Origin of the sequence: Microbacterium algeriense (assembly GCF_008868005.1) — a bacterium.
Classification (GTDB): Bacteria; Actinomycetota; Actinomycetes; order Actinomycetales; family Microbacteriaceae; genus Microbacterium; species Microbacterium algeriense.
In genome coordinates this window covers 485,160-497,880 of record NZ_WAAO01000003.1, presented here as the reverse complement: position 1 = coordinate 497,880, position 12,721 = coordinate 485,160, and the positions used below count along the sequence as shown (strand labels likewise).

General features: G+C 70.4%; 11 protein-coding genes. 8 read left to right on the top strand and 3 right to left on the bottom strand.

Annotated elements, in window-relative coordinates:
- The first annotated feature begins 15 nt into the window (after positions 1–15).
- The 6 genes from F6A08_RS16080 (at position 16) to F6A08_RS16055 (ending at position 6,477) form a co-directional block, all read left to right on the top strand.
- Positions 16–2,301, top strand: a complete 2,286-nt coding sequence (locus tag F6A08_RS16080) for a carbon starvation CstA family protein (protein ID WP_017204327.1) — start codon at positions 16–18, stop codon at positions 2,299–2,301.
- Between the two features lies 1 nt (position 2,302).
- On the top strand, positions 2,303–2,548 hold the full coding sequence (locus F6A08_RS16075) for a YbdD/YjiX family protein (RefSeq protein WP_017204328.1): 246 nt from the start codon (positions 2,303–2,305) through the stop codon (positions 2,546–2,548).
- 174 nt (positions 2,549–2,722) lie between these two features.
- A complete protein-coding gene (locus F6A08_RS16070) occupies positions 2,723–3,913 on the top strand; it encodes a sensor histidine kinase (protein ID WP_151460011.1) in 1,191 nt (396 codons plus the stop codon).
- Positions 3,885–4,652 carry a LytR/AlgR family response regulator transcription factor gene (locus F6A08_RS16065; protein ID WP_151460010.1) on the top strand — a complete coding sequence of 256 codons (768 nt, stop codon included), beginning with the start codon at positions 3,885–3,887 and terminating at the stop codon, positions 4,650–4,652. The genes F6A08_RS16070 and F6A08_RS16065 overlap by 29 nt, the downstream gene beginning before the upstream one ends.
- The gene (locus F6A08_RS16060) at positions 4,649–5,023 is read left to right on the top strand and encodes a hypothetical protein (RefSeq protein ID WP_017204331.1); all 375 of its coding nucleotides are present in this window, start codon (positions 4,649–4,651) and stop codon (positions 5,021–5,023) included. Before F6A08_RS16065 ends, F6A08_RS16060 begins: the two co-directional genes overlap by 4 nt.
- Positions 5,020–6,477: a sodium/solute symporter gene (locus tag F6A08_RS16055; RefSeq protein WP_151460009.1), complete on the top strand. Its 1,458-nt coding sequence runs from the start codon at positions 5,020–5,022 to the stop codon at positions 6,475–6,477. The genes F6A08_RS16060 and F6A08_RS16055 overlap by 4 nt, the downstream gene beginning before the upstream one ends.
- 61 nt (positions 6,478–6,538) lie before the next feature.
- On the opposite strand, the gene F6A08_RS16050 is transcribed toward F6A08_RS16055, so the two are convergent.
- Both F6A08_RS16050 and F6A08_RS16045 read right to left on the bottom strand, forming a co-directional pair.
- Entirely contained in the window at positions 6,539–7,456 is a 918-nt protein-coding gene (locus tag F6A08_RS16050; RefSeq protein WP_151460008.1) for a pirin family protein, read from the bottom strand.
- On the bottom strand, positions 7,453–7,797 hold the full coding sequence (locus tag F6A08_RS16045; protein ID WP_151460007.1) for a GNAT family N-acetyltransferase: 345 nt from the start codon (positions 7,795–7,797) through the stop codon (positions 7,453–7,455). The genes F6A08_RS16050 and F6A08_RS16045 overlap by 4 nt, the downstream gene beginning before the upstream one ends.
- A 123-nt stretch (positions 7,798–7,920) precedes the next feature.
- Between F6A08_RS16045 and recQ the strand changes: the two genes are divergently transcribed.
- Positions 7,921–9,993 (top strand): DNA helicase RecQ, encoded by a 2,073-nt coding sequence (recQ, locus tag F6A08_RS16040; RefSeq protein ID WP_420846044.1) that lies wholly within the window; start codon positions 7,921–7,923, stop codon positions 9,991–9,993.
- 13 nt (positions 9,994–10,006) lie between these two features.
- Here recQ and F6A08_RS16035 read toward each other — a convergent pair whose 3' ends face one another.
- Positions 10,007–11,287, bottom strand: coding sequence for a TetR/AcrR family transcriptional regulator (locus F6A08_RS16035; protein ID WP_151460006.1), 1,281 nt, complete (start codon positions 11,285–11,287; stop codon positions 10,007–10,009).
- A 134-nt stretch (positions 11,288–11,421) separates the two neighbouring features.
- Between F6A08_RS16035 and F6A08_RS16030 the strand changes: the two genes are divergently transcribed.
- Positions 11,422–12,720, top strand: coding sequence for an MFS transporter (locus F6A08_RS16030; RefSeq protein WP_151460005.1), 1,299 nt, complete (start codon positions 11,422–11,424; stop codon positions 12,718–12,720).
- Position 12,721 lies beyond the last annotated feature (1 nt).

Sequence of the window (12,721 nt, the reverse complement as noted above, 5' to 3'; positions counted from 1 at the left end):
CCCGAGGAGATCCCCATGACCGCACCTTCGTCGCGCCGCCGCGACGGCGCCGGACTGGTCGACGACGACCCGATCATCGTCACCGACCCGACCCTCCCGCCCGTCGCCCTCAGCGAAGAGCACCACGAGAAGTCGAACCGCTGGACCCTGCCCAAGATCATCCTGTGGGCCGCCATCGCCCTGTTGGGTGCCGTCGCGTGGACCATGCTCGCCATCGTCCGCGGCGAGACCGTGAACGCGATCTGGTTCGTGTTCGCCGCCGTCTGCACCTACCTGATCGGGTACCGGTTCTACTCGAAGGTGATCGAGAAGTACATCACCCGACCCGATGACCGCCGGGCCACTCCGGCCGAGGTCAAGCAGGATGGCAAGGACTACGTCCCCACCGACCGGCGGGTGCTCTACGGCCACCACTTCGCGGCCATCGCCGGTGCCGGACCCCTCGTCGGGCCGGTGCTCGCGGCGCAGATGGGCTACCTCCCCGGCACGATCTGGATCATCGTCGGTGTCGTGCTCGCCGGTGCCGTGCAGGACTACACGGTCCTCTTCTTCTCGATGCGCCGCGGTGGCCGCACCATCGGCCAGATGGCCCGCCAGGAGCTCGGCAAGATCGGCGGCACCGCGGCGATCATCGCCTCGCTGCTCATCATGCTGATCATCGTCGCGATCCTCGCGCTCGTCGTCGTCAACGCCCTCGGCGAGAGCCCGTGGGGTGTGTTCTCGGTCGCGATGACCATCCCGATCGCGCTCTTCATGGGCGTGTACCTGCGCTACCTGCGTCCTGGCAAGGTGACCGAGGTCTCGATCATCGGCTTCGTGCTGCTCATGGCCGCGATCATCGGCGGCGGCTGGGTCGCCGGCACCGAGTGGGGCCAGGCGATCTTCCACCTCGACCGCACGACGATCGCCTGGGGCATCATCATCTACGGCTTCGTCGCCGCGGTGCTCCCGGTCTGGCTGCTGCTCGCTCCGCGCGACTACCTCTCGACGTTCATGAAGATCGGCGTCATCGTGATGCTCGCCGGCGCCATCGTCCTGGTCCGCCCGGAGATCTCCGTCCCCGCCGTCAGCATCTTCGGCGAGAACGGCATGGGGCCGGTGTTCGCCGGTCCGCTCTTCCCGTTCCTGTTCGTGACGATCGCCTGCGGGGCGCTGTCGGGCTTCCATGCCCTGATCGCCTCCGGGACCACGCCGAAGCTCATCGAGAAGGAACGCCAGACGCGCTTCATCGGCTACGGCGGCATGCTCATGGAGTCCTTCGTCGCGATCATGGCGCTCGTCGCCGCGATCTCGATCGACCAGGGCATCTACTTCGCCATGAACGCGCCATCCGCCGCCACCGGGGGCACGGTCGAAGGAGCAGTGGCCTTCGTGAACTCGCTGGGCCTGACCGGGGTGAACCTGACCCCGGAGATGCTCACGAGCACGGCGACCATGGTCGGCGAGGAATCGGTCGTCTCCCGCACCGGTGGCGCCCCCACCCTGGCTCTCGGCCTCGCGCACATCATGCAGCAGGCTCTCGGCGGTCAGGCGCTCATGGCGTTCTGGTACCACTTCGCCATCATGTTCGAGGCGCTGTTCATCCTCACGGCCGTGGATGCCGGTACCCGTGTCGCCCGCTTCATGCTGCAGGACTCGATCGGCGCCTGGTTCCCCAAGTTCCGCGACGTCTCCTGGCGTCCAGGGGTGTGGATCTGCACCGCGATCATGGTGGCAGGCTGGGGAGCGATCCTCATCCTCGGCGTCACCGACCCGCTCGGCGGCATCAACACGTTCTTCCCGCTGTTCGGCATCGCGAACCAGCTGCTCGCCGCGATCGCGCTCGCCGTGGTGCTCGCGATCGTCGCCAAGCGCGGCCGCAGCTACGTCAAGTGGCTGTGGATCATCGCGCTGCCGCTCGCGTTCACCGCCGTGGTGACGGTCACCGCATCGCTCTACAAGATCTTCTCGCCGGTGCCGGCGATCGGATACTGGGCGAATCACTTCCGCTACCTCGAGGCCCTCAACACGGGCGACACCGCGCTCGGCGAGCCCGAGGTGCTCCAGGCCGTCATCCGCAACACCGCGGTGCAGGGGACGCTGTCGATCATCTTCGTGACCCTCGCGATCATCGTCATGGTCGCGGCGGTGATCGTCACGATCCGGGCGATCCGCGACGGCGGCGGCGAGAACACCGAGGAACCGCCCGTGCCCTCGCGCCGCTTCGCACCAGCAGGCTTCCTGCCCAGCGCCGAGGAGCGGGAGCTGGAGAAGCAGTGGGAGCCCATCCTTGCCGACGAACGCGCGGCGTCGCGGCACTGAGATGACCCACACGATGGATCGGACGGATGCCGCCGCCACCCCGCTGCGGGCGCTGCTGAGCGCTCTCGGCCGGGTCGGCCGCGGCATCCGCTGGTACATGACGACCCTGATGGGCGACACCGCGTACTCCACGTACGTCGCCCATCATCGGCGTCATCACCCCGACGAAGAGCCGATGACGGAGCGGCGGTTCTGGCGCGAGCGGATGGACGACCAGGACCGCAACCCCGGTGCCCGCTGCTGCTGACCCTTCGACGAGCTCAGGGCCCTTCGACAGGCTCAGGGACCCAAGGTGGGTCGCTGAGTCTGTCGAAGCGGCGGGTCGCGGTGGTGGGTCGCTGAGCCTGTCGAAGCGGCGGGTCGCGGGTGGTGGGTCGCTGAGCCTGTCGAAGCGGCGGGACGCGATGCCTAGGCTGAGGTCATGACCGACGTCGTTCTCGCTGCGATCCTCGGCGTGCTCGGCGGTGTCGTCCTCTCCGTGCTTCTGCTGCTGGCTCGTCGACTCGCGCGTGGTGCCGCCGACCTGGGCAGCGAGGCCGAACGCGCCGCACTCACGGCGCTCCACCAGGCCAGTCTCGCCGCCCCGCATCTGCGCGCGGGGCTCTCCTCGCCCGATGTCGTCAAGGCCGCCCGGCACCTGCGGGTGCTGTTGGGAAGCGCCGCCGTGGCGATCGTGGCGGCGGATGACACGGTGTCGTTCGACGGCCCCTCCGACGGGCTGGAGTCGGCCGCGGTCCGCATCGCGTCGCAGGTCAGGGCCTCCCGTCGCCGACAGGTGTTCCCCGCGTCGGGACGAGACGACGACCTGGAGGCGGTCGGGGCTCCGATCCTCGTCGACGGAACCGTGGCGGGTGTGGTCGTCGCCTTCGCCGCCCCCGTGCGGGCGGCGCTCGTCCGCGCGGCCGAGGAGGTGGCGGACTGGTGCGCCGCTCAGGTCGAGCTCGGTGGGCTCGACGCGTCGCGCACCCAGCTGGCCGAGGCGGAGCTGCGGTCGCTGCGCGCACAGATCTCGCCGCACTTCATCTACAACGCCCTCACGGCGATCGCCTCGTTCGTGCTCACCGACCCCGCCCGCGCGAGGGAGCTCGTCCTCGAGTTCGCGGACTTCACGCGATACTCCTTCCGCAGGCAGGGCGAGTTCACGACGCTCGCCGAGGAGCTGGGCAGCATCCACTCCTACCTCGAACTCGAGCGGGCGCGATTCGGCGACCGGCTGCGGGTGACGCTGCAGATCGCTCCGGAGACCCTCGCGACGGTGATCCCGTTCCTGTCGGTCCAGCCGCTCGTGGAGAACGCCGTCCGTCACGGCCTCGAGCCGGGCGAAGGGGGAGGCGAGATCCGCATCGCCTCGAGAGACGACGGCACGCACACCGAGATCACCGTCGAGGACGACGGCGTGGGCATGGATCCCGAGGGGCTGCGGGTCACCCTCACCGCCGGAGACGACGGCCTGCACGTCGGGCTCCGCAACGTCGACACGCGGCTGCGCCAGCTCTACGGCGGCGACGGCGGCCTCGTGGTCGAGACGAACACCGACGCGGGCACGCTGGTCCGCCTGCGGGTGCCGAAGTCGCAGCCGCAGCATGACCCTGGCGCGGAGGGACTCGCATGACGACGGGCGAGGTGATCGCGTGATCGACGTGCTCGTGGCGGACGACGAGCAGCCGGCGCTGGACGAGCTCGTGCACCTGCTGCGTACGGATGCGCGCATCGGCGAGATCCTCACCGCGTCCTCCGGCGCGGAGGCGCTGCGGCTGCTGTCCGAGCGCGCCGTGCGGATCGCCTTCCTCGACATCCACATGCCGCGACTCACCGGCACCGAGCTCGCCCGAGCGCTGCTCACTCTGGCGGAGCCGCCCGCCGTGGTGTTCGTCACCGCGGACGACGCCAAGGCCGTGGAGGCGTTCGAGCTCCGCGCGGCGGATTATCTGCTCAAGCCCGTGCGCGTGCAGCGTCTGCGTCAGGCGGTCGACAGGGCGATCGAGCTCGCCGACGCCGCGACCCCCGGTGATGACGAGATGCTGCCGGTGACGGTCGGCTCGGTGGTGCGCTTCGTGCGCCGGAGCGACGTCCGCTGGGTGCAGGCGCAGGGGGACTACTCGCGGTTGCACACGGGCGAGGGCGCAGGGCACCTGGTGCGCATCCCGATCTCCGAGCTGGAGGCGCGGTGGGCCGAGGTCGGGTTCCTGCGCATCCATCGGTCGTCGCTGGTGCGCACGGCGGCCGTGACTGCTGCCCGGCTCTCCGGTGCGGAGCCCGCGGTCACGATCGACACCGTGTCGCTGCCGGTCAGTCGGCGGCTCGTACCGGCGGTGCGAGAGGCGCTCCTGCGCGGGGAGAGTGCGGGATGACGGAGAAGCCGAAGCGCGTGCGCGTGACCGCCGACCTCCCCGATCGGCGGTCGGCCCCCTTCACCCGCGGCATCGCGCTCCCGGGCGCACCGGTGGATGAGGCAGACGCCGTCTATGCCAGGGCCCTGATGCGCAGCCAACTCCGGCTTGCGCTCGGCACCGTCGCCGGATTCGTGGTCGTGGTGATCGCCCTGACTCTCGCGATCGCCCTCATCCCGCAGATCGGCGAGGTGCTGGTGTGGGGACTGCCGCTGTCGTGGTTGCTCCAGGCCTATGCGTTCTACCCGATCATCCTCGTCTTCGGGGTGCTGTACGTCCGCACAGCCGCCCGCAACGAGCGTCGCTACCGCGCGCTCCGGGACCGCGAATGAACGCGGTCCTCGACCTCATCGGGGTCGCCCTCGTCATCGTCGCGACACTGCTCATCGGCGTCTACGGTCTGCGCATCTCCCGGACGACCGGAGACTTCTTCGTCGCCTCCCGCACGGTGCGCCCGGTGTGGAACGCCTCGGCGATCAGCGGAGAGTACCTCTCGGCCGGAACCTTCCTCGGGCTGTCCGGGCTCGTGCTGCTGGACGGCGCCCGCGGCTTCTGGTTCCCGATCGGGTACGCCGCCGGATACCTCCTCGTGCTCGCCTTCGTCGCCGCCCCGCTGCGTCGCAGCGGGGCCTACACGATCCCCGATTTCATGGAGGCCCGGCTGGAGTCGGTCACGGCTCGGAGGGTGACCAGCATCGCGGTGCTCGTCATCGGCTGGCTGTACATCGTGCCGCAGCTGCACGGCGCAGGGATCACCCTGCTCGTCGTGGCCGGTCTGCCGGAGTGGGTCGGGGCCGTGACCGTGGCGGTCCTCGTCGCGGCTGCGGTCGCCGCCGGTGGCATGCGCGCCATCACGTACGTGCAGGCGTTCCAGTACTGGCTCAAGCTCACGGCTCTGCTCGTGCCCGTGGTGTTCATCGCGTTCGCGCTCAGCGGCGGGCCCCACGATTTCGATCCCGAGCTGGTGTTCCCGGTCGAGGCCGGACCGTCGGGGTTCGACGCCTACGAGACGGCGTCGCTCCTGCTCGCCCTGCTCCTGGGGACGATGGGTCTGCCGCACGTGCTGGTGCGCTTCTACACGAGCCCGACCGGGGTGTCGGCGCGACGGACCACCGTCATCGTCATCGGCATGGTCAGTGCGTTCTATGCCGTGTCGAGCACCATGGGGCTCCTGGCGCGCATCGCGGCCCCCGACCTCGCGGCGCCCGGCGTGGCCGACACGGTGGTCCTGCTGCTGCCATCGCGCGTCTTCCCGGGGGTGCTCGGCGAGCTGCTGACCGCGCTCATCGTGGCGGGCGCGTTCGCGGCCTTCCTGGCGACCTCGGCCGGACTCGTGGTCTCCCTCGCCGGCGTCATCAGCCAGGACGTGTTCTCCGGGTCGGTGCGCTCCTTCCGGGTGTCGGCCGTGCTGTGCGCGCTCGTCCCTCTCGCCGTGGCGCTGCTCACGGCCCCGGCGGGCCTCGGCTCGAGTGTCGGCGTGGTGTTCGTGTTCGCCGCATCGACGCTGTCGCCCGTGGTGCTGCTGGGCGTGTGGTGGCGGGGTCTGACGGCGCGGGGAGCGGTGGCCGGGATGGTCTCCGGCGGTGTCGCGACCGGGCTCGCGCTGCTCGTGCACGCGGCGGTCGGGGGAGTGGGAGTGGCCGCGCCCTATCTCGCGCAGCCTGCCGCGTGGACGATACCGCTCGCCACCGGCATCACGGTGGTCGTGTCACTCGTCGATCCGCGGGGCCCGTCCCCCCGGACCGAGCGCTTCCTCGCGCGAGTGCACACCCCCGAGCGCGGCTGACCCGGACCCCGACCGCCGGTCCCGGGAGCGTATGGAGGCAGGCGGGATGGGGAGGGAGGGGTCAGAGCTTGCGGGAACGGGGCATGAGGCGGACGGGCGGGAGCGGAGGAGCCGGGATGCGCACGTCGTGACCGGGGACCACCCCGAAGCGGTCGGATGCGGCCTCCCACTCCTCGCGCGCGGCGGCGATCTCGTCATGCGTGCGTCCGGCGAAGTTCCACCACATCACGATGTCGTCCTCGAAGGGCTCGCCGCCGAGCAGGAACAGCAGGGCGCCCTCTCTGCTGGACACCTCGACCTCCTCGCGCGAGTCGCCGAGGTACAGCAGTCCGTTGCGGTCCAGGGGATGCTCCGCCACCACCGCGTCTCCCTCGACGAGCATCAGTGCGTGCTCCCAGTCCGGCCGCAGCGGCAGCCGCACGCGGGAACCCGGGGCGAGCACGACCTCGGCGCCGACGATCGGGGTGTGCACGGTGGCGGGCGACAGCACGCCGGCGAAGTCGCCCAGGACCACCGTGACCTCGGCATCCGCTCCCTCTGCGGCGGGAACGGTCAGCCCCGGAAGCTCCGTGTGCCTCTCGAAGCCGGCCGCACCGTGTCTGGCCGCGTCGGGGAGCACCACCCAGAACTGCAGGGCGTCCAGCGGGATCGGGTCCTCGCCGATCGAGTACTCCGAATGCGAGATGCCGTTGCCCGCCGTCATCAGGTTCAGCTGGCCGCGTCGGAGGTCGGCGTCGCTGCCGAGCGAGTCGCGGTGCCGGATCTCTCCCACGAGCGGCCAGGTCACGGTCTGCAGACCGATGTGCGGATGCGGTTCCACGCGCATCCGGGTATCGGCCGGTCCGAAGCGGTCGAGGAAGCACCAGGCGCCGATCGTCGGCAGGTTGCGGTGCGGCAGCGCCCGCAGCACGTTCATGCCGCGCACACCGCCGAGCGGCACCTCACGCGGCTCGAGGATGAGGCGGTGCTGCCCGATCATTCCGCCCGGCCCGTCGGATCCTCGGCGACCGAGCCGCCGTGACCGGACGGCGACTTCGGCCAGCGGATCTCGGCGCCGGGGACGTCGTGCGTCTCGAGGTACTTCGCAATGTACGGGCACAGGGGGACGATCGCCTCACCGCGCCCGACGGCATCCGCCAAGGCCTCGGACGCGAGCTTGCCCGCCAGGCCCTGGCCCTGGAACGCCGGGTCGATCTCGGTGTGGAGGAAGCGGATGGATCCGGGACGCAGGTCGAACGCCGCGAAGCCGGCGAGCACGTCGTCGGAGCGGATCTCGAAGCGCGAGTCTTCGTCGTTGCGGGTCACGGTGATGTCGGTCATCGGCTGCTCCTTCTGCGTGTGCCTCCCAACCTACGCCCGCGCGCGCGGGCGGGGGGCGGTCCCGGCACCGGACGCTGTGGATGACACGCCGCCCGCGTCGGCGGGGGTCGTTACGCTGGAGGCATGCCGCAGACTCCCCGTGACCCGTACGAAGGATGGGTCCCTGAGCCTGACGGATGGGTCCCTGAGCCTGTCGGATGGGTCCCTGAGCCTGTCGAAGGGTACGACGACGGCTGGGAGTCCTCATACCCGCCGGAGCCCATGGACTGGGAGCCGCAGGGGGCCGGCTTCGAGCCCCCGCTCGACTGGGGGCAGGGCCCCGTCACCGCCGTCGACTCGCCCGCCACCGCGCGCCCGCCCGTCGAGCGCCGCGCGACGCCGAGCCGCTATCCGACCGCACGCGAGGCGCTGCACACCGTCTTCGGCTATGACGACTTCCGCGGCGATCAGGCCGACATCGTCGAGCAGGTCATCTCCGGCGGAGACGCCGTCGTGCTGATGCCGACCGGCGGCGGCAAGAGCATCACGTATCAGGTGCCTGCGCTCGTGCGCGAGGGCACGGGGCTCGTCATCAGCCCGCTCATCGCGCTCATGCACGATCAGGTCGACGCGCTCCGGGCCAACGGCGTCAATGCCGCGTACCTCAACTCGACCCAGGCGATCGACGAGCGGCGGGAGGTCGAGCGGGCCTATGTCGCCGGCGAGCTCGACCTCATCTACGTCGCCCCCGAGCGGCTCTCCAGCCCGCAGACCACGGCGCTGCTGCAGCGTGGAACGCTCAGCGTGATCGCGATCGACGAGGCGCATTGCGTGTCGCAGTGGGGCCACGACTTCCGGCCCGACTACCTCGCGCTGGGAGATCTGGGGGAGCGGTTCCCGGGTGTTCCGCGCATGGCGCTCACCGCGACGGCGACGCGGGCCACGCACAAGGAGCTCACCGAGCGGCTGCGGCTCGACACGGCGAAGCACTTCGTCGCGAGCTTCGACCGCCCGAACATCCAGTACCGCATCGTGCCCAAGGTCGATCCGCGCAAGCAGCTCGTGCAGTTCATCCGCTCCCAGCCGGAGGGCGCTGCCGGCATCGTGTACGCGCTGAGCCGCAAGTCCGTCGAGCAGACGGCCACGTATCTCGCCGCCCAGGGGCTCGACGCCCTGCCGTATCACGCGGGTCTCCCGGCGGAGGTGCGCGCGACCAACCAGTCCCGGTTCCTGCGCGAGGACGGTGTGGTCATGGTCGCGACCATCGCGTTCGGCATGGGCATCGACAAGCCCGATGTCCGCTTCGTCGCTCACATCGACCTGCCGAAGTCCGTCGAGGGGTACTACCAGGAGACCGGCCGTGCCGGTCGTGACGGCGAACCCTCGGTGGCGTGGATGGCGTACGGGCTCGGCGATGTGGTGCAGCAGCGCCGGCTCATCGACCAGAGCCCTGGCGACCGCACGTTCAAGATGCGGATGGGGCAGCACCTCGACGCGATGCTCGCGCTGTGCGAGACGGTCGAGTGCCGCCGACAGAACCTGCTGGGCTACTTCGGGCAGGAGTCCGCGCCCTGCGGCAACTGCGACACGTGCCTCGACGACACCGAGACCTTCGACGGGCTCGTGCCCGCCCAGAAGCTGCTCTCGACGATCGTGCGGCTCAAGCGCGAGCGCAACCAGGCGTTCGGCGCCGGGCACCTGATCGACATCCTCCGCGGGGCCTCGGCCGAGCGCATCAGGCAGCAGGGTCACGACAAGCTGGCGACCTACGGCATCGGCAACGACCTCTCGGATCAGGACTGGCGCAGCGTCGTCCGGCAGCTCCTCGCCAGAGGGATCCTCGTCGCGCAGGGCGACTACGGCACGCTGGCTCCCGGCGAGCTGGCGGCCGGGGTGCTGCGTGGCGAGACGGCTGTACCTCTGCGCAAGGACACGATCGGCCGGCCCGCCTCCTCTTCGCGGGCGCGCAAGGCGAGTGCTGCGGATGCTCTGGACGCCGGGGACCGCGGGCTGTTCGAGGCGCTGCGCGCCTGGCGTGCCGAGACCGCCCGGGAGCAGGGGGTCCCGGCGTACATCGTGTTCGGCGACGCCACGCTCCGCGCGCTCGCGGAACATCGACCGAGCTCTCTCGCCGACCTCGACGGCATCACCGGCATCGGTGCGAAGAAGCGCGAGGCCTACGGCGAGGGCGTCCTCGCGGTGATCGCCGCCGCCTGACCGTCGCGCGTGCTCAGCGCGGCGGGAGCACGTCGTCGAAGTGCGCCTGCAGGTGCGCGGCGACGTCGACCGCGCCCCGGTCGTACAGCCACTGGTACTGCAGACCGTCCCACATCGCGATCAGCCAGACGGCTTCGTGCGCGGGGTCGCGGTGCGCCGGCAGGTCGCCGTCGCGCTGGGCGAGCTCGAACAGGGTGGTGAAGTAGTCGATCGTGTTCGCGAACCGCGTCCGGAAGTAGGCGTGGGCGGGGTGCGTGGTCGGAACCGCCTCGCACGACAGGACGGCGTACACCTCGATCAGCCCTGGCTCCTCCCGCGCGCTGTGCGCGGCACCGCCGGGGATCCCGCGCAGCAGCTCCGCGGCGGAGGCGGCGCCGGCGACGGACTGGTTGTCGTTGATCGCGCTGTCCCTCTCGGCGAGGACGGCACTGAGCAGCAGCTCCTTGGAGGAGTAGTGGTGCAGCAGGGTCGACTTCGATACGCCGACGGCGGTCGCGATGTCCCGAAGACTCGTGTCGCCGTATCCGTCGCGGGAGAACAGGCGCATCGCATCCGCGACGATCTGCGTGCGGCGTCGGCGGCCCACCGCGTAGCCGGGGTCGGATTCGGGGACGGCGGCGACGGGCAGCTCCGGGAGCGGGCCGGCGGGTGCGTCGAGCTCGGGCGTCGGGTCATCGTCGGGGTCTCGCCAGGCGAGCGGTGACGCCCACAGGTTCTCCCGGTCCTCGAGCATCTCGACGACGTCCACCCGGTCGGGGAGATACTGCGAGATCAGCTGCAGGCCGTCCCATCCGGCCGTGTGCCGCACCGTCTCGCCACGGACGTCGCGATCGGCCGCGATCACCCCGTGATCCTGTGCATCCTGCAGGACGTCGACGCTCAGCGCCCGCAGGCGGCAGTAGCGTTCGCGCATCCGGTCGTGCGCGGGGTGCCCGGGCGCCGACGCCTCACCGGTGAGGGCGGCGAACAGCTCGAGGTACCCCTCGGTGCGGGCGTTGCGCGCGGCGAGGGCGGCGAACACCAGCTCTCCCGGCTCCGAGGCGGCCGCGATCGCGCTGAACACCGTCTCGTTCTCGGCCTCGAGCTCCGCGACGACCTCGGCGAGCAGGTCGTCCTTCGAGGCGAAGTGGCCCAGCAGTCCGGGGTGGCTGACCGACGCGGCGGCCGCGATGTCCCGGAGCGAGGTCGAGCGATAGCCGCGGGTGACGAACAGCTCGTGCGCGGCGGAGAGGATGCGCTGCCGGGTGGCGGCGGCGCGAGCCTGCCGCGAGCCGGCCGGTGCCGTCGTCGTCATCGCATCCTCCTCCCGCATCCTATCCTCGCTCATTACCAAGCGGTCTAATTTCAGTTACCAAGCGGTCGAGATTCGTGTATGGTCATCCCAGAACCGCATCGCCCGAAGATGTGCGGTGAATCGAAAGGACTGTCATGACAGAGCTGTCATCCGCCGCTGCCGCGGCCGCGGTCGGAACCACGGGCTTCAAGGCCCCGGGGACCACGCCGTCGAAGACCCCGCGCGGGTACACGCCGGGTCTCGCCGCCGTCAATTTCGGCGTGTACCTCGCCCTGCTCACCCCGGTGATGGTGTCCATGGCCTTCAAGGTCCAGCACATCGATCCCGTGAACACCGAGGGGAGCCTCGGCCTGGTGATGGGCGTCGGCGCGATCTTCGCCCTCGTCGCGAACCCGCTCGTCGGGCGACTGTCCGACCGCACCACATCGCGCTGGGGCATGCGTCGTCCCTGGATCCTGGGCGGCGCAATCGTCGGGCTCGGCGGTTTCGTCCTCATCGGCGCGGCGACGTCCGTCTGGATGGTGCTGCTCTCGTGGTGCCTCGTGCAGACGGCCATGAACGCCGTGCTCGCCGCAGCGAACGCCACCCTGCCCGACCAGGTTCCCGTCTCCAGCCGCGGCAAGGTGTCCGGCATCATCGGCATCACGACCCCGATCGGCATCCTCGCCGGCAGCTTCCTGGTGAACTTCCTTCCCGGTGACTTCGAGCGCTTCGTCGTGCCCGGCGTCATCGCGCTGATCCTGGTCGTCGTCTTCGTCCTGACCCTCAAGGACCGCCGCCTCACCGAGAAGCCCGCCGAGAAGTTCACGATCGGGATGTTCTTCGGCTCGTTCGTGTTCAACCCGCGCAAGCACCCCGACTTCGGCTGGACCTGGCTCACCAAGTTCTTCGTGATGTTCGGCTACGCCGGCATCGCCACCTTCCTCCCGCTGTACCTGGTCACCAAGTTCGGCCTCGACGAGCAAGGGGCCGTCGGCATCATCCTCGCCGCCAACCTCGCCTCGATGGCGGCGATGGCGATCTCCTCCCCGCTCGGCGGCTTCCTCTCCGACAGGATCGGCAAGCGCCGTCCGTTCGTCGCCGTCGCCGGAGTCATCATGGTGGTCGGTCTGGTCATCCTCGCCATCGCCCCCGACGTCACGACCGTCATCATCGCGCAGGCGATCATCGGTCTCGGCGCCGGATCGTTCCTCTCGGTCGACCTCGCCCTCGCGACAGAGGTGCTGCCGAACCCCGACGACGTGGCGAAGGACCTCGGCGTGCTGAACATCGCCAACGCCCTGCCGCAGTCGATCGCCCCGGCCATCGCCCCGGGCATCATCGCGATCGGGGCGGCAACGCCGCTCGGCGGCTACACCACGTGGTACCTGTTCGGTGCGCTCGTCGCGCTGGCGGGCGCCGTGCTCGTCTACCGCATCAAGGGAGTCAAGTGAC

Coding starts and splice junctions, on each gene's coding strand:
- F6A08_RS16080 (WP_017204327.1), top strand. CDS start 16: ATGACCGCACCTTCGTCGCGCCGCCGCGACGGCGCCGGACTGGTCGAC.
- F6A08_RS16075 (WP_017204328.1), top strand. CDS start 2,303: ATGACCCACACGATGGATCGGACGGATGCCGCCGCCACCCCGCTGCGG.
- F6A08_RS16070 (WP_151460011.1), top strand. CDS start 2,723: ATGACCGACGTCGTTCTCGCTGCGATCCTCGGCGTGCTCGGCGGTGTC.
- F6A08_RS16035 (WP_151460006.1), bottom strand. CDS start 11,287: ATGACGACGACGGCACCGGCCGGCTCGCGGCAGGCTCGCGCCGCCGCC.
- F6A08_RS16060 (WP_017204331.1), top strand. CDS start 4,649: ATGACGGAGAAGCCGAAGCGCGTGCGCGTGACCGCCGACCTCCCCGAT.
- F6A08_RS16045 (WP_151460007.1), bottom strand. CDS start 7,797: ATGACCGACATCACCGTGACCCGCAACGACGAAGACTCGCGCTTCGAG.
- F6A08_RS16030 (WP_151460005.1), top strand. CDS start 11,422: ATGACAGAGCTGTCATCCGCCGCTGCCGCGGCCGCGGTCGGAACCACG.
- recQ (WP_420846044.1), top strand. CDS start 7,921: ATGCCGCAGACTCCCCGTGACCCGTACGAAGGATGGGTCCCTGAGCCT.
- F6A08_RS16055 (WP_151460009.1), top strand. CDS start 5,020: ATGAACGCGGTCCTCGACCTCATCGGGGTCGCCCTCGTCATCGTCGCG.
- F6A08_RS16065 (WP_151460010.1), top strand. CDS start 3,885: ATGACCCTGGCGCGGAGGGACTCGCATGACGACGGGCGAGGTGATCGC.
- F6A08_RS16050 (WP_151460008.1), bottom strand. CDS start 7,456: ATGATCGGGCAGCACCGCCTCATCCTCGAGCCGCGTGAGGTGCCGCTC.